The 20,645-nt window shown below is 65.6% G+C and carries 20 protein-coding genes; 11 read left to right on the top strand and 9 right to left on the bottom strand.

What is annotated here, in order from left to right; translation table 11 throughout:
• Window positions 1–91 precede the first annotated feature (91 nt).
• Window positions 92–1,492 (top strand): dihydrolipoyl dehydrogenase, encoded by a 1,401-nt coding sequence (gene lpdA, locus MFF01_RS00380; RefSeq protein ID WP_238221138.1) that lies wholly within the window; start codon window positions 92–94, stop codon window positions 1,490–1,492.
• Between the two features lie 33 nt (window positions 1,493–1,525).
• Here lpdA and MFF01_RS00375 read toward each other — a convergent pair whose 3' ends face one another.
• The 3 genes from MFF01_RS00375 to MFF01_RS00365 form a co-directional block, all read right to left on the bottom strand.
• Window positions 1,526–2,740 (bottom strand): MFS transporter, encoded by a 1,215-nt coding sequence (locus MFF01_RS00375; RefSeq protein ID WP_238221137.1) that lies wholly within the window; start codon window positions 2,738–2,740, stop codon window positions 1,526–1,528.
• Window positions 2,741–2,923: 183 nt separating this feature from the next.
• A complete protein-coding gene (locus MFF01_RS22095) occupies window positions 2,924–4,084 on the bottom strand; it encodes an OmpA family protein (RefSeq protein ID WP_306421575.1) in 1,161 nt (386 codons plus the stop codon).
• Window positions 4,085–5,123: 1,039 nt separating this feature from the next.
• Window positions 5,124–6,143 carry a DUF2865 domain-containing protein gene (locus tag MFF01_RS00365; protein WP_238221135.1) on the bottom strand — a complete coding sequence of 340 codons (1,020 nt, stop codon included), beginning with the start codon at window positions 6,141–6,143 and terminating at the stop codon, window positions 5,124–5,126.
• Window positions 6,144–6,282: 139 nt separating this feature from the next.
• Between MFF01_RS00365 and MFF01_RS00360 the strand changes: the two genes are divergently transcribed.
• The gene (locus MFF01_RS00360) at window positions 6,283–6,810 is read left to right on the top strand and encodes a CreA family protein (RefSeq protein WP_373319574.1); all 528 of its coding nucleotides are present in this window, start codon (window positions 6,283–6,285) and stop codon (window positions 6,808–6,810) included.
• A 75-nt stretch (window positions 6,811–6,885) separates the two neighbouring features.
• On the opposite strand, the gene MFF01_RS00355 is transcribed toward MFF01_RS00360, so the two are convergent.
• Window positions 6,886–7,227 carry a hypothetical protein gene (locus MFF01_RS00355; protein ID WP_238221134.1) on the bottom strand — a complete coding sequence of 114 codons (342 nt, stop codon included), beginning with the start codon at window positions 7,225–7,227 and terminating at the stop codon, window positions 6,886–6,888.
• A 322-nt stretch (window positions 7,228–7,549) separates the two neighbouring features.
• Here MFF01_RS00355 and cysS point away from each other — a divergent pair, with 322 nt between their 5' ends.
• A complete protein-coding gene (gene cysS, locus MFF01_RS00350) occupies window positions 7,550–8,929 on the top strand; it encodes a cysteine--tRNA ligase (protein WP_238221133.1) in 1,380 nt (459 codons plus the stop codon).
• A 42-nt stretch (window positions 8,930–8,971) separates the two neighbouring features.
• Here the strand turns inward: cysS and MFF01_RS00345 are convergent, their stop codons facing one another.
• A complete protein-coding gene (locus tag MFF01_RS00345; protein ID WP_238221132.1) occupies window positions 8,972–9,574 on the bottom strand; it encodes an LOG family protein in 603 nt (200 codons plus the stop codon).
• 221 nt (window positions 9,575–9,795) lie between these two features.
• Here MFF01_RS00345 and MFF01_RS00340 point away from each other — a divergent pair, with 221 nt between their 5' ends.
• The 4 genes from MFF01_RS00340 to MFF01_RS00325 all read left to right on the top strand — a co-directional run bounded on the left by MFF01_RS00340 (window position 9,796) and on the right by MFF01_RS00325 (window position 15,817).
• Window positions 9,796–11,310: a LysM peptidoglycan-binding domain-containing protein gene (locus MFF01_RS00340; protein WP_238221131.1), complete on the top strand. Its 1,515-nt coding sequence runs from the start codon at window positions 9,796–9,798 to the stop codon at window positions 11,308–11,310.
• A 166-nt stretch (window positions 11,311–11,476) separates the two neighbouring features.
• On the top strand, window positions 11,477–13,387 hold the full coding sequence (locus tag MFF01_RS00335; protein WP_238221130.1) for an ABCB family ABC transporter ATP-binding protein/permease: 1,911 nt from the start codon (window positions 11,477–11,479) through the stop codon (window positions 13,385–13,387).
• Window positions 13,388–13,532: 145 nt separating this feature from the next.
• Window positions 13,533–14,888 carry a hypothetical protein gene (locus MFF01_RS00330; protein ID WP_238221129.1) on the top strand — a complete coding sequence of 452 codons (1,356 nt, stop codon included), beginning with the start codon at window positions 13,533–13,535 and terminating at the stop codon, window positions 14,886–14,888.
• Window positions 14,846–15,817 (top strand): DNA adenine methylase, encoded by a 972-nt coding sequence (locus tag MFF01_RS00325; protein ID WP_238221128.1) that lies wholly within the window; start codon window positions 14,846–14,848, stop codon window positions 15,815–15,817. Before MFF01_RS00330 ends, MFF01_RS00325 begins: the two co-directional genes overlap by 43 nt.
• Before the next feature lie 65 nt (window positions 15,818–15,882).
• On the opposite strand, the gene MFF01_RS00320 is transcribed toward MFF01_RS00325, so the two are convergent.
• Window positions 15,883–16,188: a HigA family addiction module antitoxin gene (locus MFF01_RS00320; protein ID WP_238221586.1), complete on the bottom strand. Its 306-nt coding sequence runs from the start codon at window positions 16,186–16,188 to the stop codon at window positions 15,883–15,885.
• 53 nt (window positions 16,189–16,241) lie between these two features.
• On the bottom strand, window positions 16,242–16,532 hold the full coding sequence (locus MFF01_RS00315) for a type II toxin-antitoxin system RelE/ParE family toxin (RefSeq protein ID WP_238221127.1): 291 nt from the start codon (window positions 16,530–16,532) through the stop codon (window positions 16,242–16,244).
• Between the two features lie 142 nt (window positions 16,533–16,674).
• Between MFF01_RS00315 and MFF01_RS00310 the strand changes: the two genes are divergently transcribed.
• From MFF01_RS00310 to mscL, 3 genes are all read left to right on the top strand, one after another.
• The gene (locus tag MFF01_RS00310; RefSeq protein WP_238221126.1) at window positions 16,675–17,385 is read left to right on the top strand and encodes a phosphatidylserine decarboxylase; all 711 of its coding nucleotides are present in this window, start codon (window positions 16,675–16,677) and stop codon (window positions 17,383–17,385) included.
• Window positions 17,386–17,396: 11 nt separating this feature from the next.
• Window positions 17,397–18,278: a CDP-diacylglycerol--serine O-phosphatidyltransferase gene (pssA, locus tag MFF01_RS00305; RefSeq protein WP_238221125.1), complete on the top strand. Its 882-nt coding sequence runs from the start codon at window positions 17,397–17,399 to the stop codon at window positions 18,276–18,278.
• Window positions 18,279–18,347: 69 nt separating this feature from the next.
• On the top strand, window positions 18,348–18,770 hold the full coding sequence (gene mscL / locus MFF01_RS00300; RefSeq protein ID WP_238221124.1) for a large conductance mechanosensitive channel protein MscL: 423 nt from the start codon (window positions 18,348–18,350) through the stop codon (window positions 18,768–18,770).
• 1 nt (window position 18,771) lies between these two features.
• Here the strand turns inward: mscL and MFF01_RS00295 are convergent, their stop codons facing one another.
• The gene (locus tag MFF01_RS00295; protein WP_238221123.1) at window positions 18,772–19,023 is read right to left on the bottom strand and encodes a hypothetical protein; all 252 of its coding nucleotides are present in this window, start codon (window positions 19,021–19,023) and stop codon (window positions 18,772–18,774) included.
• 117 nt (window positions 19,024–19,140) lie between these two features.
• The gene (locus tag MFF01_RS00290) at window positions 19,141–19,566 is read right to left on the bottom strand and encodes a DUF1236 domain-containing protein (protein WP_238221122.1); all 426 of its coding nucleotides are present in this window, start codon (window positions 19,564–19,566) and stop codon (window positions 19,141–19,143) included.
• Between the two features lie 289 nt (window positions 19,567–19,855).
• Here MFF01_RS00290 and MFF01_RS00285 point away from each other — a divergent pair, with 289 nt between their 5' ends.
• Window positions 19,856–20,152 carry a hypothetical protein gene (locus MFF01_RS00285; protein WP_238221121.1) on the top strand — a complete coding sequence of 99 codons (297 nt, stop codon included), beginning with the start codon at window positions 19,856–19,858 and terminating at the stop codon, window positions 20,150–20,152.
• Window positions 20,153–20,645: the final 493 nt, after the last annotated feature.

Here is a 20,645-nt window from a genome sequence, read left to right as displayed (position 1 = left end):
CGGCCGCATCGACTGCGGCCGGACGCTTCCGCGCGCTTCGTCTCCGATGGTGGGGCATGACCCGCCGCCTAATTCAGCGAGTCCCACAGATATGTCCTACGATCTCGTCGTCATCGGCACCGGCCCCGGCGGCTATGTCTGCGCCATCCGGGCCGCCCAGCTCGGCCTCAAGACCGCCGTGGTGGAGAAGCGGGCGACCCATGGCGGCACCTGCCTCAATGTCGGCTGCATCCCCTCGAAGGCGCTGCTTCATGCGTCCGAGGCGTTCGAGGAGGCCGGCAAGCATTTCGCCGACATGGGCGTGATCGTGAACGCGCCCGAACTCGACCTGAAGAAGATGATGACGTTCAAGCAGGACGGCGTCGACGGCAACACCAAGGGCGTTGAGTTCCTGCTCAAGAAGAACGGCATCGACGCCTACCGGGGTACTGCGCGCCTCGCGGGTGCCGGGCGGGTCGAGGTACTGTCGGAGGATGGCGGCAACCAGCTCCTTGAAACGAAGAACGTCGTCATCGCCACGGGGTCGGACGTCACCAAGCTCCCCGGCGTCACGATCGACGAAAAGGTCGTGGTCTCCTCCACGGGCGCCCTCGAATTGCAGGCCGTGCCGAAGACGCTCCTCATCATCGGGGCCGGGGTCATCGGCCTCGAACTCGGCTCGGTCTGGCGCCGCCTCGGCGCGCAGGTCACCGTCGTCGAATATCTCGATCGGATCCTGCCCGGCATGGACGGCGAGGTCGGCAAGCAGTTTCAGCGTATCCTCGGCAAGCAAGGAGTGCAGTTCAAACTGTCGTCCAAGGTCACCGGCGTCGAGGTGGCGGATGGCGCCGCCACCGTCACGGTGGAGCCCTCCGCAGGAGGCGAGGCCGAAAAGCTGCAGGCCGACGTGGTCCTGGTCGCCATCGGCCGCGTGCCCTACACCGAGGGCCTCGGCCTTGAGACGGTGGGGGTCGGCCTCGACAACAAGGGCCGCATCCAGACGGACAATCACTACGCCACCAACGTCACCGGCATCTACGCCATCGGCGACGTCATCGCCGGGCCGATGCTGGCCCACAAGGCCGAGGACGAAGGCGTCGCCGTGGCCGAACTCCTGGCCGGGCAGTCGGGCCACGTGAATTACGGCGTGATCCCGAACGTGGTCTACACCTACCCGGAGGTCGCCTCTGTTGGAAAGACCGAGGAGGAGCTGAAGAAGGACGGCGTCGCCTACAACAGCGGCAAGTTCCCCTTCACTGCCAATGGGCGCGCCAAGGTCAACCATACGACGGACGGCTTCGTGAAGATCCTGGCGGATGCGACCACCGACCGGGTGCTCGGCGTGCATATCGTCGGTGCGGATGCGGGCAACCTCATCGCCGAGGTGGCCGTGGCGATGGAGTTCGGGGCCTCCGCCGAGGACGTAGCCCGCACCTGCCATGCCCACCCGACCCTGACGGAGGCGGTCAAGGAAGCCGCCTTGGCCGTCGCCAAGCGCGCTATTCACATCTGACGGATCCGGGCTCGTCGTATGCGAGCCCGGCCATCAAGGGGTCGTTGGCACCAGGGGCGGCAGGCGCGACAGGCGAATCGCGATCAGGAGTGCCAAACCGTACAGGCTGGCGAAGAACACGACCACGCCGGCCCAGCCCGAATGGGCGAAGAACCATCCCCCGGCCGTGCCGAGTATCGAAGAGCCGAGATAGTAGAGGCACAGATACACCGACGAGGCCTGGGCGCGGTCGCGCAGGGCCCGTCGACCGATCCAGCTGCTGGCCACGGAGTGGGCGCCGAAGAAGCTCACCGTCACCACGACGATGCCGAGGATGATGAGCCAGAGGCGGTCGGACAGCGTCATGGCGATGCCGGCGAGCCCGAGCAGGATCGCGAGCCAGAGCACCCGCCGGCGCCCGAGGCGGCTGGCGATCTCGCCCGTGAGGGCTGAGGAGAAGGTCCCGAACAGGTAGACCACGAAGATCGCCCCGATGGCGGTCTGGCTCAAGTCGAACGGCGGGTCGAGCAGGCGAAAGCCGATGTAGTTGTAGACGCTGACGAACCCGCCCATGAGCAGGAACGCCTCGGCGAACAGCCAGGGTAGGCCGGGATCGCGAAAGTGCTGACCGAAGGTGCCGGGCACCTCGCGCCAGCGCATGCGGTTGGCGGTGAAGCGTTGCGAGTCCGGCAAGCTCAGGAGGAACGCGACCGCCGCGAGCAGGGCCAGGACCCCGATCGTGCCGAGGCCCCAACGCCAGGAGGCATGATCGGCGATGATGCCGGCGACCAGTCGTCCAATCATGCCGCCGAGCGCGTTGCCGCCGATGAGAAGGCCCATGGACAGGCCGATGGCGCGCCCGTGCATCTCCTCGCTGAGATAGGCCATGGCCACGGCCGGCAGGCCGCTCGCGGCGAACCCCGTGAGGGCGCGAAGCACCAGAAAGCCGTGCCAACTCGGCACGAGGACCGCCACGATGGTGAGCGCCGCCGAGGCGAACAGCGAGGCGACCATAACCGGTTTGCGCCCCCAGACTTCGGAGAGCGGGCTCACCACCAGAAGGGCGATGGCCAGCATCGCACAGGGAAGGGAAAGGGCGAGGCTGCTCTCCGCCGGAGAGACGTGGAACTCGTCGGCGAACACCGGAAGCAGGGGCTGTACGCCGTAGAGCACCGCGAAGGTCGAGAAGCCTGCCGCGGCGAGGGCCAGGGTGGTACGACGGAAGGCCGGCGTCCCGGCTTCGATCAACCGGGGCGATGCCGTGTCCATGCCGGGTTCCTTCAGGGGTGACGCCGCCCGCTCTGCGCGGAGGCATGGTCTCAGGCGATCATGCCTCGGGGATCGCGCAGGTGGAGGAGAAAGCGAAGCGGTGAGGCGCAGGAGGGCCAGCGTACCGGCCAATCCTCAATGGAATGAAACGCGGGCGGCCCGGTGCGAGCCGCCCGACCGATGTTATCGCGGCGGCTGGGCGGGCTGTCCCTGCTGCTGGATCAGGGGGGTGATGCGGCGCACCGTGACCCGCCGGTTCTCGCGCGAGGGGCCTTGCGTGTTCACCTTCAGGTACTGCTCGCCGTAGCCCTGCGTCGTCAGGTTCTCGGGGGGAACCTGAAAGGACTGGGTGAGGACCGTGGCCACGGACTGGGCCCGGCGATCCGAGAGGGAGAGGTTGTCGACATCCGAGCCGACCGCGTCGGTGTAGCCTTCCACGAGGAAGACCTCCTGTGGGTTGGCCCGGATCGCCTGGTTCATGGCGGCGGCGATGGTGGCGAGGCGCGCCGCCTGATCCGGCGTCACTGTGAATGAGCCCGTCTCGAACGTGATAGTGTTGATGTCGACGCTGCGCATCCGCGCGCGCAGCTGCGGGCTGTAGCGAACCTGATCGAGGGTGTAGCGCCGATCGACCGCCACCACCGGTGGCGCCGAGAGGGCTTCGTAGACGGCCCGCTCGTCGGCGCCCTCGTAATCCACGACGTAGCGATCCCGCGGGATGCGGATGTCGGGCGGCGGCAGGTCGACCACGTCGTCGTAGATCGGTCGGCGCGGGCCGCCGAAGCTGTTGTCGATGATCACGACCTCGCGGCCATCGCGGAAACGCCGCGAGCGCCGCACCAGGCGACCGTCATCGTCGACGATGGTGACGATCTGTTCGCCGCCCGGCCGATCCAGGTAGGTAATCGTGTCGCCGCCCCGGCGCTCGCTGCGATAGCCGCCGCGTCCGAGGTCGCGGAACCGCTCGTTCTCATCGTGGCGGATGAAGTAGGTATCGCGGTCGCGCACGATGATGCGGCCGGGCTCACGGATATAGGTCCGGCCATCCTCCTGGAATTCGCGTCGGTCGCGGCGGACACGGTCGAAGTCGCGTGGCTCGTCGTCGTCACGGAAGCCGCCAGGAATGTAGCCCGGCCGCCCCGGTGCGTTGAAGCCCTCGCGTGGACCACCGCGCTCGAACGTGTCACGTCGTTCGCGATCCTCGCGCCGGTCGTCGACCTGGACATCGCCGTCGCGTCGTCTGCCGTCGCGCGGGCCTGTGTCGCGATCCCCGCGTGGGTCGACCGCGTTCTGTGGCCCGCGCCGGTCGCCACGTCCGTCCTGCGGTTCGTCGCGATTGTTCACGCCGGGAGCGCCCGGCGGAACGAACGGTCGACCGGGTACGCCGGGGCGGGCGTTGGGGGCGGGCGGAGGCGCGCCTTGAGGCGGCGGCGTTGCAGGCCCGGTCGACGCGGGGGCTTGAGGGTCGACCGACTGGGCGGGCGCAGCGGGCCGGCTCGGGTTGGGCGCACGCGGTTCTCCCGCCGCAGGCGGGGCCGCCGGGGGCGGAGCCGCCGTGGGTGGTTGCGCTGCAGCCGGTGCGGGCGGGGCCGTTCGAGCTGGACTAGGGGGGGACTGCCGTTCGGCCGGGGCCGCATCCGAACCGCGTCGGCCCGATTCCGGCGGGGCCTGGCGATCAGAGTCGGGCGTACGACGACCCGGCTCGCCCGGCCGCCCCTGAGGGGGCTCGGCCGCGCGGTCCCGCGCCGCGGGCTGGGCCGGCCGCTCGGCCGGCTCCCGCTGCGGGTCCTGACGCCGATCCGGACGCTCCTGCCGGTCTGGGCGCTCCTGCCGGTCTGGGCGCTCCTGCCGATCCGGACGCTCTTGACGGTCTGGACGTTCCTGACGCGAAGCGGGACGCTCCGCCGGGTCACGATCCTCCCGGGTCTCGGGGCGCTGCTCGCGAGAAGACGGCCGCTCGCGATCTTGCCTCGGCCCCGGTCGTTCCTCCCTTGGTTCCGGCCTTTCCTGGCGCGGGGCGGCCGGCCGCTCCTGTCTCGGCTCGGGTCGGTCGGGCCTCGCCTCGGGCCGCTCACGGGCGGGTGGTGGTCCACCGCGAGGGCCCTCGCCGCGAGGCCCTTCACCACCGGGGCCGCCGCGCGGTCCCTCGCCGCCCGGACCGCCTTGCGCCAACAGAATGACCTTGCCCGCCGCCGCATCCCGGCCCGCCCATGAGGGATCGGACAGCATCAGTCCCGGCAGCATCGTGCCGGTGAGGAGGAGCAGGCGGAGGGGCCGCATGGAAGGCACTCACGATTGTTGATGAGGCCTTCGGAACAGGATTACGGGCGGATGGTTCCCGTCTTGGACCAATCCGGCGTCTGTGAAAGGCGAAGCGCGGTGCTCAAGGGGGCGTCGTGCGCGGCTGGACCTGCACCGAGAACAGATTCGGCGCGATGACCCGAACCGGTTGACGCTCCTCGCCCGTGGGGGCGGGCGGGACTGAAGTCTCGGCCGCGCCGCCGGTCTCGTTGGTTACGAGTCCCGTCCGGGTCGCGGTATCGGCGGCGAGTTCCGCCGCTGTCTTGTCCGCCCGGCCGACCAGGGTCAGCCGCACCTTCGGACGCGACATGGCCTCGGCCTGCATCGGGGTGACGAAGATATCGCCCTTGTGGCGCACGAGCATGCTCTCCGCCTTAACCAGGGACTGCGCCCAGCTCTGGCCTTCGCGCTTGCACGAGCAGTTCGGGGTGAAGGTCGTGCGGAACTTGAACGCGTTGGCAAGGGAGACGTAGGCCTTCGACCCTTTCAGCGTCGCGGCATGCTTGAGGGCGTCGTCGCCATGCGGCATCGAGTAGGCGGCGGCTTCCGTGCCGGGACACAGGGCCTGGCACAGTTCGTCGGCGCCCTCGCGCCCGTCGGGCAGGTTTGACATGGGAAAATAGGCGCCGTCGCAGGTGCGGACGCAGATCACTTGAGCGCCCCCTCGGGCCCGCTGCTCCGACGGTACCCCGTCGAGCGCGCGCAGCGCCACCTTGCTCGCCACATCGGTGCAGGCGGACGCCACGGCGGCGGTGAGCTGCCGGCGGCGTGCAGCCGTGACCTCGCCGTTCTCCGCGCCGTAACCCGCGTTGAGGGCGCGAATCCGCTGCTCGACGGCTCCGCATTGCGGCGGGCGGGAATCGAAGAACAGGAACCGGCCGCCCTCGCAGTTCAGGGTACGGTAATACGCATTGAGCCGGCCGATCTCGTTCTGGAGGGCGCGCGCCGTGCTCGCGCCGTCGCTCAGGCTGGCCAGCTCCGAGCGGTAGCGCAGGCAGGCGTCGGTGACTTGCGCCTGCGCGATGCCTATCGTCCCAAGGGCGACGAGGGGAACGAGGAACGCCCGGACGAGCGTGCGGATCTGGGGAAGGATCAGCGGCATGACCTGACAGGAACGGGAGAAGGATTTCGGCCCCGGCCGGGATTCGGTCTCGCGGCGTAGCGAAGTTTTGTACCTGCCCTCGCGCGGGGGCGACAGCCTTCCCACATGCACCCCGGTCGAGTTCCAGGGGGAATGCAGGATGATGTGGCTTCGGGGTCTCACAGGCGTGACGTTGGCAGCACTCCTCGCGGGATCGTTCGCGGGGGGCGTGCCGGCCAAGGCGGAGGACGCCGACCGGATCTTCGACAAGTCGACGGTTTGGCGTCCCCTGACGCCCAACGACAAGCTCGTCGTCTACGGGATCGACGATCCCGCCGTGTCCGGGGTGGCATGCTGGTATACCCAGCCCGAGAAGGGCGGCATCAAGGGTACTCTCGGACTGGCCGAGGATGTGTCGGACATTTCCCTGGCCTGCCGCCAGATCGGTCCCGTCCAGTTCAAGGACAAGTTTAGCCAGGGTGAGGTGGTGTTCAGTGAGCGCCGCTCGCTGATCTTCAAATCGATGCAGATCGTGCGCGGTTGCGACGCGAGGCGCAACACTTTGATTTATATGGTCTATTCGGACAAGGTCGTGCAGGGCTCGCCCAAGAACTCGACCTCGACCGTCCCCCTGATGCCATGGGGAACGGAGCTGCCGCCGAAATGCACCGACGCCTTGAAGAAGTAGGCGCGTCGGATACGCATCCCGGTCCCGGACCGATGGTCCGGTGACCGCTTTCCGGTGCGGACTCGGTCCTGACGCTCAATCCTGGCAGGTGATGCGGATCGGGCGTTCGGCCTGCTTGATCACGGGGGCCGCCGGAACCGCGCCGGTGTACTCATCCTGGGCGGCGATGCCGAAGGAGCCGGCGGAGGCGAACCCCTGCGCTTCGCACCAGGCGTTGGCCACCACTTGGCCGCAGCCGCTATCGGCGTCGCTCAGGCAATCGCCGACGCCGTAGCCTTCGCCGGCCGGAATCAGGAAGGTTTTCTCAACCTGCGGCGTGGAGCGAGCGGGCGTTTCGCCATCGCCTCCCGCCAGAGCCGTGGAGGAGATCAGGGCGAGGGCGAGGAGAGCGCCGATTTCGGCGGCCGGGCGGCGCATGGGCAGAACCTCGATGGCGGGATTCGATTGCGATGGAACTTCGAGTCTCCGGGTAAACAAAACCTTTCCGATCCGGATCGCTTTCGACGGGCGAAGGAGTGGTGACGGTCTCGAATTGCTCATCGTTTCGAGGTAGCGCAGGACGGCCGGCCGAGCCGTCGCCTTCGCGCAACACGCCTGCGCCGCAGCGTGGAACCCGGCCATTGCATGCGTTGGCCCGCGCGGGGTACCGACGCCGGGAAGCGGCGGAAAACCAACACGCTAAGGGGCGTGCCGCGGTGCGCGACGTTCGCCATCAGCCCGAGGGACGAGGGACGGTTTCATGGCCCCGATGTTGCGGCTCTACAACACGCTGACCCGGCGCAAGGCTGCGTTCGTGCCGATCGATCCGTCGCACGTGCGTATGTATGCCTGCGGTCCGACGGTCTACGACGCCGCCCATATCGGCAACGCCCGTCCGATCATCGTCTTCGACCTGCTGTTCCGGCTCCTGCGCCATCTCTACGGCCCAGAGCATGTCACCTACGCCCGCAACGTCACCGACGTGGACGACAAGATCAACGCCCGCGCCGCGGAGCGGGGCATCACCATCCGCGACCTCACTGACGGGACGCTCGCCGCCTTCCACGACGACATTCGCGCCCTCGGCGTGCTGATGCCCGAGGACGTGAACGTGGCCGGTGAACGGCCGCGCTTCGTCGAGCCGCGCGCCACCGATCATATCGCCGAGATGATCGCCATCATCGAGGGGCTGGTGGCCGCCGGGCATGCCTACGTGGCGGCGGGGCACGTGCTGTTCGACGTCCCGGCCATGCCCGAATACGGCAGCCTGTCGAAGCGTCCCCTGGACGAGATGGAAGCGGGCGCCCGCGTGGAGGTCGCCCCCTACAAGCGCTCGCCTCTGGACTTCGTCCTGTGGAAGCCCTCGAAGCCCGGCGAGCCGTCCTGGCCGTCGCCCTGCGGCCTCCCCGAGCCTGGCCGCCCCGGCTGGCACATCGAGTGCTCCGCCATGTCGTGGAAGCACCTCGGCAAGACATTCGACATTCATGCCGGCGGCATCGACCTCATCTTTCCCCATCACGAGAACGAGGTCGCCCAGTCGCGCTGCTGCTTCGGCACCGACGTGATGGCCAATGTCTGGCTCCACAACGGCTTCCTTCAGGTCGAGGGGGAGAAGATGTCGAAGTCGCTCGGCAACTTCATCACCATCCGCGAGGTGCTCAAGGACTGGCCCGGCGAGGTGGCCCGCCTCGCCATGCTCAAGACCCACTACCGCCAGCCCATCGACTGGACGGTCCGGGGGCTGGAGGAAGCGAGCCGAACCCTCGACCGCTGGTACGGGATCGTCGGCGAGACCGCCGCCGCGACCGTGCTTCCGGCCGGGCTGCTCGAGCCGCTGACCGACGATCTCAACACCCCCTCCGCCCTGGCCGAACTCCACCGCCTCGACGATGCGGCGGGCCTCAAGGCCGGCGCCAACCTCCTGGGCCTTCTCTTGCAGACCCGATCGGAGCGCGATCAGGGGAGCATTCGCGCCTCGGGCGTGGACGTCTCTCGGGTCGAGGTTCTGATCGAGGCGCGCCGGGTGGCGCGCGCCGCCAAGGACTGGGCCGCGTCCGACCGGGTCCGCGACGAACTCGCGGCCATGGGCGTCACCGTGAAAGACGGCAAGGACGGCACGACGTGGAGCGTGGCCCCGTGAAACGCGTCGCCTCCCCCGCTGTCGGGGGAGGCCGGCCGAACCTCAGAGGCGCTCGACCACGAAAGCCTCGGCTTGCGGGGCCGTCGGGCTGGCCGCCGCCGCGTCCCGCAGGATGCCGACCACATCCTGCACCTCGCTCGTCACGAGGTAGTTAAGGTCGAGCCCCTCTCGGATGAAGCCTTGATGGCGCATGTGGTCGAGGAGCGTCAGGAGCGGCGTCCAGAAGTCGGCCACGGAGAGCAGCAGGATCGGCTTCCTGTGCTGGCCGAGCTGCGCCCAGGTGAGCTGCTCCACCAGTTCCTCCAGGGTGCCGATGCCGCCCGGAAGGGCCACGAACGCGTCGGAGCGTTCGAACATCAGCCGCTTGCGGGTATGCATGTCCTCCACCACGATGGTTTCCTGGATCTCGTCGAGCATGCGCTCGCGCGACTTCAGGAAGGTCGGGATGATGCCGGTGACGTGGCCGCCATGATCGAGGACAGCGCGGGCGACGGTGCCCATGAGCCCGACATTGCCGCCGCCGTAGACAAGGCCGAGGCCGGCGTCCGCCAGGGCCTTGCCGAGTTTCTCGGCCGCCGCCGTGAAGGCGGGGTCGCTCCCGAACCCGGAGCCGCAATAGACGCAGACCGTTCTCACCGCTGCCATGGGCCGCCTCCCATCCGGATCGGACCGCGGGGCGCGCGCGCGACATCCACGGGCCAAAGTGCTGATTTTACGGAAGATCCGGCCGCAGGACGGCCGCCGGGATTTGGTGTTCCAGACATGTTCGTTAATATGTCGCTATCGCGTGCCGATTCATCATCGGGGCCGGTCGAGATTTGGGTGCGGCTCCGCCGCTTGGGCGGCGGATGAGGGAGTGGCGCGTCATGACGGCGGAGTTGCGACGGAGCATCTTCCTCGCCTGCGTGGGGCTTCTGGGCGGCTTTGCCCTCGTCGTCACCCTCTACGGCGCGAGCGCGTTGTTCAAGCACGGATTCGGCGCGGCCGAGGACCGGACCGCCCGCCTCGCCGCCGTGCCGGAGGCCGCCTCCGGGGGCGAAGCGTCCGGACCGCCGCTCTCGGAGCGGCCGTCATCGAACCCTGCGGTCCCTTCGGGACTGGAGAACGGACCCGCCGCAGCCCCCCCCAAGAGCAGCGTCCAGGCCTCCGCGCCGACCTTCGACATCATCCGCGTCGAGCCGTCGGGCGAGGCCGTGATCGCCGGGCGGGCCGCGCCCAACACCACCGTCGAGCTGCTGCGCGACGGCGAGGCCGTGGCCCGTGCCCTCGTCGATCCCTCGGGCCAGTACGCCGTCGTGCCGCCGGCCCTGCCGTCCGGCAGCAGCGAGATCACCCTGCGCGCCACGGGAGCCGACGGGCGGACCCTCCCGTCGCGGGAGAGCGTGGCGGTGGTGGTGGCGCCCGGGCGCGATGCCAAGCCCCTCGTGGCCCTGACTTCGCCCGACAAGCCCACGGTGGTGCTGTCGCAGCCGGCCTCCCAGGATCCGCCCCCGCAACCCGTTGCGAAAATTGAGGAAAACCCGAGATCCGACGCCGCCCCCCGGGAGGCGCAGGCTACACCCGCAAAGCCGGCCGAGGCGGCCCCGGCCCCGGCGAGCGCCGGCACGGTCCCGGTCAAGATCGTCAGCGTCGAGGCGGAGGAGGGTGGGCGGCTCTACGTCACCGGCGCGGCCCAGCCCGGGGCGACGGTGCGGCTCTACCTCAACGACACCGCCGTGGCGCCGGGCAGCGTCGGTGCCGACGGGCGCTTCGCCTTCACCATCGGGCGGGGCGTCCGGCCCGGCGCCTACACGATCCGGGTCGATCAGGTCGATCCCGTCTCGGGCAAGGTGAAGACCCGCGCGGAGGTGCCCTTCACCATGCCGGCGCCGAGGCCGGTCCCGGTGAAACCAGTGGCGGCGAAGCCTGCCCCGAAGGTCGCGGCCGCCGCGCCGCGCCCCGTCGAACCCGCCGCCGAGCCGGCGCCTCCGGCGAAGATTTCTCAGCCCGCGCAGGTACTTGCCACCCCGCCCGTACCCCCGGCGGCGGCGCCCGCCACGCCCGCCCAGGCGATTGCCGTGAGCGAGCCCAAGCCGGAATCGAAGCCCGAACCCAAGGCCGCACCCGAGCCCAAGGCCGCTTCGGCCGGCGTCCCGGCCGAGGCCAAATCCGAGGGCTCCCCGGCGGTGTTCGTGCCCGAGATCGGCACGGCGCGGATCGTGCGGGGCGACAGCCTGTGGCAGATCAGCCGGCGGACCTACGGGCGGGGCACCCGCTACACGGTGATCTACGACGCCAACCAGCCGCAGATCCGCAACCCCGACCGGATTTTCCCCGGCCAGATCTTCGTGCTGCCGAACGACGGCACGGCGGCGGTGACGGGGGCCGAGAAGCGCGGCTGAGCCCGTCCCGCGCGCGGCGGCGCGGGACGGAACATCGCCGATTCGAGACGGCGCGCCGGCCCCGCGTGCCGCTGCAGGGCCGCCCCGCGCCGGCGCGCGGCTGTCATCGGGCGGGCCACGGCTTATATCGGTTCCAAATCCGGCCTCACCCGAGACGCGAACCCCCATGACACCCGACCCCGCGCAAGCGACGGACGGCGGCTCGACGCCGCCCGCCCGCCCCGGCCTCGTCGCGACCTATCGCCGCCTGTGGCCCTACCTCTGGCCGTATGGCCGGCCCGACCTGCAGCGGCGGGTTTTTCTCGCGTTCGGCCTGCTGATCGTCGCGAAGTTCGTCACCATGGTGACGCCGTTCACCTTCAAGTGGGCCACCGACGCCCTGGTGGCGATGACCGACCCGAAACCCGGCGCCCCGGTGCCGACGGGTCTCCTCGCCGCCCCGATGCTGCTGATCGGGCTCTACGGTCTGTCGCGGATCGTCATGGCCGGGCTGACGCAGGTGCGCGATGGGCTGTTCGCCAAGGTGGCGATGCACGCTGTGCGGCGCCTGGCGCTGCAGACCTTCGAGCACATGCACCGCCTGTCCCTGCGGTTCCACCTCGAGCGCAAGACCGGCGGGCTGACCCGGGTGCTCGAGCGCGGCCGGGGCGGCATCGAGGAACTGTCGCGCCTCATGGTGCTGACCCTGGTGCCCACCATCGTCGAGTTCGTCCTCGTCCTCGGCGTGCTCGCCTACCAGTTCGATTGGGTCTACTCGGCCGTGGTGTTCGTCACCGTGGCGGCCTACCTCGCCTTCACCTGGAAGGCGACGCAGTGGCGCATCACGATCCGCCGCCGCATGAACGCCTCCGACACCGACGCCAACACCAAGGCGGTGGATTCCCTGCTCAACTTCGAGACGGTGAAGTACTTCGGCGCCGAAGGCCGCGAGGCCGCGCGCTACGACGCCTCCATGGCCAAGTACGAAAAGGCCTCGACCCAGACCTACGTGTCGCTCGCCATCCTCAACGCCGGCCAGGCGGTGATCTTCACCCTCGGCATGACGGTGGTGATGTGGTTGGCGGCCCGCGACATCCTCGCCGGGCGCACGACGCTCGGCGGCTTCGTCCTCGTCAACACCCTGCTGATCCAGCTCGCGATGCCGCTCAACTTCATGGGCATGATCTACCGCGAGATCAAACAGGCGCTCATCGACATCGACGACATGTTCCTCATCCTCCACCGCAACCCCGAGATCGCCGACCGGCCGGGCGCGACGGCGCTGAAGGCCCAGGGCGGCCGGGTGGAATTCCGGGACGTGCGCTTCGCCTACGATCCCGCCCGGCCGATCCTGCGCGGCGTCTCGTTCACGGTGCCAGCGGGCCAGACGGTGGCCATCGTCGGGCCGTCGGGCGCCGGCAAATCGACCCTGTCGCGCCTGCTGTTCCGGTTCTACGAGCCGCAGGGCGGGCAGATCCTCATCGACGGCCAGGACATCGCCGCCGTGACGCAGACGTCGCTCCGCGCCGCCATCGGCATGGTGCCGCAGGACACGGTGCTGTTCAACGACACCATCGGGTACAACATCCGCTACGGCTGCTGGGACGCCACCGACGCAGCCGTGCGCGAGGCCGCATCCCTGGCCCAGATCGACCGCTTCGTCTCCGCCCTGCCGGAGGGCTACGACACCCCCGTGGGCGAGCGCGGCCTGAAACTCTCGGGCGGTGAGAAGCAGCGCGTCGCCATCGCGCGCACGATCCTCAAAGGCCCGCCGATCCTCGTCCTCGACGAGGCCACCTCGGCCCTCGACAGCTTCACCGAACGCGAGATCCAGGACGCCCTCGACAAGGTGTCTCGGGGCCGCACCACCCTCGTCATCGCCCACCGCCTCTCGACGGTGGTCAACGCCGACGAGATTTTGGTGTTGGACAAGGGTGTGATCGTCGAGCGCGGGACGCACCAGAACCTGCTCGATGCCGGCGGGGTCTATTCGGCGTTGTGGAGCCGTCAGCGGGAGGCCGATGCGGCTTTGGCGGTTTTGCAGGGGGTGGATGAGGGGCGTGTGGGGATGGTGCGGGCTGTGGAGCCGGTAGGATAAGTTCTAGCTATCCCACTCGGGAGATGTTGCCGTATTGCAACGATATCGGTGAATTTTAGCGATCCAAGCCGGAATGCAACGTGAGCGAGATTTTGTATTTCAAAACGCCGCCTAGTCGCGTTTAATCCGGCTGGGAGGAAATGCCATGGCCGGAATACGGTTAAGACTTAAAGACCTGCAGCTTGATTTGCAGAATCCTCGGATCAGTCGTTCTGATAGTCTCCGAGAGGCTCTTCAAAAGATCATTGATGATCAGGACTTGAAGCTGGTAGTATTAGCAGAGAGTATTATTGAGGACGGCCTTAATCCAATGGACCGTTGGCTTGTGCTCAAAGCATCTGACAAGCCTAAAAAATACACGATCTTAGAAGGGAATCGGCGATTTTCCGCGCTTCAGATCCTAAATAATCCTGCAGTTTTAAATGATTTAGAGATCCGTCTTCCCGTAAAAAAGCACTTTCAAAGGTTGTCACAAGATTTCGATCTAAAAAACATAGAACCGATTGATTGTTTTGAGGTTCAGGAGCGTTCAGAGGGGGCGAGCTGGATTAACCAGCGGCATACTGGAGAAAATAAGGGGCGCGGGATTGTACGTTGGGAAGGCGTTCAAACATCCAGATTTAGGGGGAGTGATCCAGCTCTTCAGGCATTCGAGTTTGTTAGAGAGCATGGAGACTTAACTGACGAAGAAAAGGAAGAGCTGGCAGATCGATTTCCAATTACAACACTTGATCGATTACTGTCGACGCCTGATGTGCGCAAAGCTATAGGCGTAGAGGTTTCGGACTTAAAACTGAAAACAGATCTCCCTTTGTCTGAAGTCGTCAAGCCACTTCGCAGGATTATTCTAGATTTGGCAAAATCGAAAATCAATGTAACAAATCTAAAAAGCAAAGAGCAGCAGGTCAATTATATTAATAAACTGGGAAATGATCTTCCGGATTTAACGAAACGGACTTCCAGCATCACGTCAGTCGAAAATCTTGAAGAAAAAGAGCTGCCAGTTGAGCCGCCTGCCCAACCTAAGGCACAGCCTTCCAAGAAAACGCGTGAAATTAAACGAACGGCCCTTATTCCGCGCGACTGCTATCTAACTGTCTCAAACCCAAAAATAGCGGAAATTGCAAAAGAGTTACGTAAGCTCAACCTTGAGGAATATCCTCATTCGATTTCGGTGCTATTTAGAGTTTTTATTGAGCTTTCAGTCGATCATTATTTGACTCAAATTTCAGTGCCTCTTGTTGAGATTGATAAAGGCGGTCATCAGCGGGATAAAAATCTGAGGACCAAGGTAGAAGAGGTTGTAAAGCATCTCATATCGTCCGGCACACCAAAAAATACCGTTGAGCCTGTAAAAAAAGGTATCGACAACAATCGTAGCCCACTTTACATCAATACGCTTCACGACTACGTGCATAGCTCTTTTCACACGCCTACTAAGAGAGAGCTCGAAGTCGCGTGGAACAATGCACAGGCTTTCTTCAAGGCGATTTGGAAGTGAAAGAGCCTGTTTTGAATGCGCCGCGCGTGCGTAATTTGATCAATTTTACACCGCTAAGGTATCCTGGCGGTAAGGGAAAGCTTGCTGCCTATGTAAAGAGGTTGTTGAAAGACAATAATCTATTAGACGGTCAGTATGCAGAGCCCTACGCAGGGGGGGCTGCAATTGCTCTTGAGTTGCTTTTTCATGAGTACGTTTCAGAGGTATTCATAAATGATATTAGTCAGCATATTCATGCTTTTTGGGATAGCGTCTTAAATCATCCAGAAAATTTCTGTAAAACGATTGCAGAAACTCCTATTAATGTTTCTGTTTGGGATAAGCAGAAAGCTATATTCGCCAGACCGAATGAGCACAGCAAATTTGATTTGGGATTTGCTACGTTCTTTCTCAACCGCACGAACCGATCAGGTATTCTAAATGCCGGTATTATCGGAGGACGTGCCCAAGCCGGTTCTTGGGGAATTGATGCAAGACTCAACAAAGACGAACTCATATTTCGTATTATGTCGATAGCGAAGATAAGGCATAGGATAAATCTATTTAACTTAGATGCTATTGATTTTATGACGGAGATAAATCCGAGCTTGTCTGACAAGTCACTGATTTATCTCGATCCGCCCTATTATAAAAAAGGTAGGGATTTGTATTATGATTTCTACAAGCACGAAAGCCACTCTGTGGTTGCGAAATTCGTAGACGAGCACTTAAAGAAGAGAAATTGGATTGTTTCTTATGACAATGTCCCAGAAATAAAGAATTTATATAGGAATCATCGGTTTGGTATTTATGCTATTGGATACAGCGCCCGTTCGCATGGGGCTGGATCGGAAATTATGTTTTTTAGTGAAGATATGAATATAAGTCCATTAGTGGGAGCAGTAAAAGCTATAGAAGGGTTCGGCATTCAAGAAATCTTGACCGCTTAGGCAGCGTGGAAAATGGCTCATTGTTCTATTCAAAGTTAAGATCAAAAAATTCACGGTACTTTAGCTTATTGAGTCATGTCTGGATTTATAGAGTCTTTCGGGGCATACCGTTCGACTAGAATTTCATTTCCCCGACTGCGGGCCTGGGCGATATCGAAATTAGTCTGCATCCGCATCAACGTCTCCATCGACACGCCGAAGGCTTTCTCGATGCGTAGGGCCATCTCGGGCGACAGAGCGGCCCGCTCGTTGACCAGATTGGACAGGGCCGGGCGGGTCACACCAAGAGCGACGGCCGCGTCTGTAACCGATAGCCCGAGTTCTTCCGTAATTTCGCGAACGAACCCACCCGGATGGGCCGGGTTTTTCATTCTGATACCGTGATCGGTCACTGTGTCTCCCTCCTTGGGGTCGCGCGCAGCCCTCAGTGATAGTCCTCGTAGTCCAGATCGATGATCTCGATCTCGTCATGGTCGACGGCGAACGTGATGCGCCAGTTCTTCGTCACGTGCAGGGTCCAGGTGCCTGCGCGGTTGCCGGTCAGTTGATGCGGCTTCCAGACCGGGAGTGTCCGCAATTCCTCCTCGTCCATCATGGCCAACAGGAAGGCCAGGATGATGCGGATTTTGGGAACGACGGCAGCGGGAAGGCCGGAACTGTCGTCCGCCTCCAGAAACCGACGCAGCCCCTTATGCCGGACGTTCCTGATCTTCATGAGGCCGCACTATGCCGAATGGCGTGATAAGTGTAAAGCCACACTTATCACGCCTGAGGTTGACGCGCGCGCGCCCGCCTGCCATCGCGCGGAGTCCGGATTCCCGCCCGCGCCCGTTTCGGGCCTCGCTCCGAAAGACCGCATGTCCGACCTCCTCGAGACGATTCGCCGAACCCTCGTGCCGATCCACAAGGAGGGCTATCCGTTCATCCTCATCGGCATCGTGCTGACGGTGATCGGCGGGTACTTCGCCCAGTTCTTCGGCTGGATCTTCCTCATCCTCACCCTGTGGGTGTGCTACTTTTTTCGCGATCCGGAGCGCGTCACGCCCGTGGGCGACGGGCTCATCGTGTCGCCGGCCGATGGCCGGGTGAACCTCATCTCCACCGTGCTGCCGCCCCCTGAGCTCGACCTGCCCCAGGAGCCGATGCTGCGCATCTCGGTGTTCATGAACGTGTTCGATTGCCACGTGAACCGCGTGCCGGTGACGGGCCGCATCGGGCAGATCCACTACACGCCGGGCCTGTTCCTCAACGCCGAACTCGACAAGGCCAGCGACGACAACGAGCGCAACGGCCTCGTGATGGAGACCACCCACGGGGGCCGGCCCCTGCGTATCGGCGTGGTGCAGATCGCCGGCCTCGTGGCGCGCCGCATCGTCGGCTGGGTCCACGCCAACGACACCCTGAACGTCGGCGAGCGCTTCGGCCTCATCCGCTTCGGCTCGCGTGTCGACGTCTACCTGCCCGTGGGCACCCGCGTCCTCGTCGGCCTCGGCCAGAAGGCGGTGGCGGGCGAGACCGTGCTGGCGGATCTCGCCGGCGGACCCGAGCGCACGTTCCGCCGCATCTGAGGGGACCCGCCATGGACGACCTCTTCCCGCCCTTCGCGCCCGATGCCAACGAGCCCCGGCCGCGCCGGTTCAAGCCGGTGCCGTTCCGGATGATCGCGCCGAACATGATCACCCTGATGGCGCTCTGCCTCGGGCTCACCGCCATCCGCCTCGCCTTCGAGGGCAAGTTCGAGCCCGCCGTCATCGCCATCGTGGCCGCCGCCTTCCTCGACGGCATCGACGGGCGCGTGGCGCGGATGCTCAAGGGCACCTCGCGCTTCGGCGCCGAACTCGATTCGCTGGCCGACTTCGTCAATTTCGGCTGCGCCCCGGCGCTGATCCTCTACGGGTTCGCCCTGAAGGAGCTGAAATCGGTGGGCTGGATCGTCGCCCTCGTCTTCGCCATCGCCATGGCGCTCCGGCTCGCCCGCTTCAACGCCATGCTGGACGACCCCAACCGCCCGGCCTGGAAGAAGGACTTTTTCGTCGGCATGCCGGCGCCGGCCGGGGCGCTCACCGTGCTGCTGCCGCTCTACCTGCACTTCCTCGGCCTGCCGCTGGAACGCTGGGCCGCCCCCGTGGTGCTCGGCTACATGCTCTGCATCGCGCTCCTCGTCGTCTCCACGGTGCCGACCTTCTCGGGCAAGACGGTGGGCAAGCGGGTGCCGCGCGAGGCCGTGCTGCCGATCTTCCTGCTGGGCGTCGTCGCCTTCGGCCTGCTCATCGCCTACCCGTTCGAGGCGATGGTGGCCCTGGCCCTGGGCTACCTCGTCACCCTGCCCATCGGCGCGGCGCAGTATCGCCGCCGGGCCAAGAGCGAGGCGAAGGGCGAAGCCCTGGCGGCCGCGCGCCCGCCGGCCCTCGACGACCGCGACCCCGGCGGCTCCGAGCGCGATCGCGCCGTGGACAGCTGACCGCCCGGCCTGTCGCCGACGGGGCGTCTCCCGTACCCTTCGCGCCGGAATGCGGCGTGGAGGGTCTCGATGCTCGAAGAATTCAAGAAATTCGCCCTGCGCGGCAACGTCGTCGATCTCGCGGTGGGCGTGATCATCGGCGCGGCGTTCGGCGCTATCGTCACTTCGGCGGTGCAGGACGTGTTCATGCCGATCATCGGCGCCATCACGGGCGGCCTCGATTTCTCGAACTACTACATCAGCCTGTCGTCGAGCGTGCAGAAGGGCGCGGCCTATGCCGACGCGAAGAAGCAGGGCGCGGTGATCGGCTACGGCCAGTTCATCACCGTCGCGCTGAACTTCATGATCGTCGCCTTCGTGCTGTTCCTCGTGATCCGGGCCATGAACCGCCTCGTCAGCCGCGAGGAGGCCAAGCCCGCCCCCGAGGTGCCGGCCGACGTCAAGATCCTCACCGAGATCCGCGATCTGCTGGCGACGAAGCCCGCCCGCTGATCTACGGCGTCTTGCGGGTCAGGTCGTCGAGGAGCCCGTCCAGGGCCTGCTCGACGGCGCCGGTGCCCTCCTCATGGGTCTTGAGGCGGGTCTCCAGGCGCTTGAGCTGCGGCCCGAATTCCTCCGGCACCACGGGGTCGCCGAGATATTCCGGCACGGCCTCCTGCGTGGTGAAGACCGAGCGGAGCTGCTGGCCGAGATGGTCGCGCACCGGCTCGGGCAGGGCCGCATCGGGATGGGGATGGTCGCTCACGGCTCGTCTCTCCTGATCGCGCAGGTTTGATCAACGATCCGGACCGCGCAACCGTTGCGCCGCGCAAGAAAAAGCCCCCGTCGCCGGGGGCTTTTCCAGTCTCGCCGTGGGGCGGGATCAGTCGATGACTTCGACGATCCGGTGGCTGCGATCGACGAGGACCGGGCGCTCGTTGACGATAGTGTAGCGGGCGCCGCGGGCATTGTACTCATCCGGCACGTCGTAATAGGTCACGCCCGTGCCCGGCAGCACGGAGCCGACGCGGACATCGCCGTCATAGGCGTAGGACGGGCGACGCTCGCGGGTGACGTACTGGCGGAAGCGCGGGCGGTCGTCGATGCCGAGAATACCGCCGACCGTGCCGGTGGCCGCACCGACGGCGCCGCCCACGATGGCACCGAGGGGGCCGGCCGCATCGGCGCCGTCCTGCGCGCCGCGCTCGGCGCCGCGCACGAGGCCCTGGGCCTGGGCCGCCATGGGCAGGCTCAGCGCGAGGACGGACGCGGCCAGAAGCGACGTGAGAGTCGTGGACTTGAGCGACATGAATCGGGTCTCCTGAACTGTCGGCCCGCGTCGAGGTGACACGCGGCCGGGTCTCCGGGCCACAACGTGCCACCCGCGAAAGGGATGCGGAAAAATCGTCGCCCGGCGGTTTCGTGTGGCCGACGGCCTGCCCGGCACGGGTTTCTCCATCGCCGCGCCGTCATCCCAAACTGGATTCAGTGATGTGCGAGGAGGCACGTTGGCGCTGTTTTGTGCGATGCGGCCTAAGGATTAGGCAAATTGAGTGGTCCGTTGATGAAGATATGGACCACTCGCACGGAAGAGCATCATGAAGACCGTCGTCATTCTCGCCGCCGCCGCCCAGCTCCTCGCCCTCGGGGGCACCGCCGTCGCGCAGAGCCGCGCCTGGAACGCGCTCAGTCCCGCCCCGAGCTTCCGGGCGCCGGAGCAGATCATCGAGATCCCCCGCGGGCCGGCGCGGCGCGACCCCAACGGCGCCTTCCGCAGCCAGGGCATCAGCAGTCTCCACGGCGGCATGGGCAACATGGGCGGCGGCACCGGCCGCAGCGCCAACACCGGGGTGGGGCTCGGCGGCATCGGCGCCTCGCAGGGCGCGCGGAACTGACGGGCGATCGCCACTGCCCTCGCCCCGCGGGTCGTCGGACGCGCTGGGCGAGGGGGGGGAGGCACGCACGCCTCGGTATGCGATCCTGCGACAGATTGCGTGCCGACCACGGAGAGAGGCCCGGAGCCTCGTGAGTTGGGATCAAGAACCACCAGACCTGATCGCCGGTCACGCCTTCGGTGCCACCGGCGAGAGCAAGCCTTCTCCTCGCACCGCGTCCAAACCTTTTCCTGGCACCAAATCTTTGTCTCCGTACTCTATTGGAGCATAGAGTACGGAGAGCCAGGGCGTGTTTGGATGACAAGCAGACGGAAAGAAATTTGGGATGGCCTGAAGGCTGAGGCCGAAAACCGGTCCAATCCGCCGGGCCCGGAATTCTTGGTTCGATGGGATGCTGCCATGGAGCCCGTATACGGGCTTCTGAAGGCGTTCGAGAGTGAGCGCAACCGGCAGCCGTTTACGGCGAGCGCTCCGTGTCCAGTCTGCGAGAGCG

Origin of the sequence: Methylobacterium adhaesivum (assembly GCF_022179065.1) — a bacterium.
Classification (GTDB): domain Bacteria; phylum Pseudomonadota; class Alphaproteobacteria; order Rhizobiales; family Beijerinckiaceae; genus Methylobacterium; species Methylobacterium adhaesivum.
Note: the sequence above shows the minus strand (reverse complement) of the source record. Positions and strands in the feature narration are given on the sequence as shown.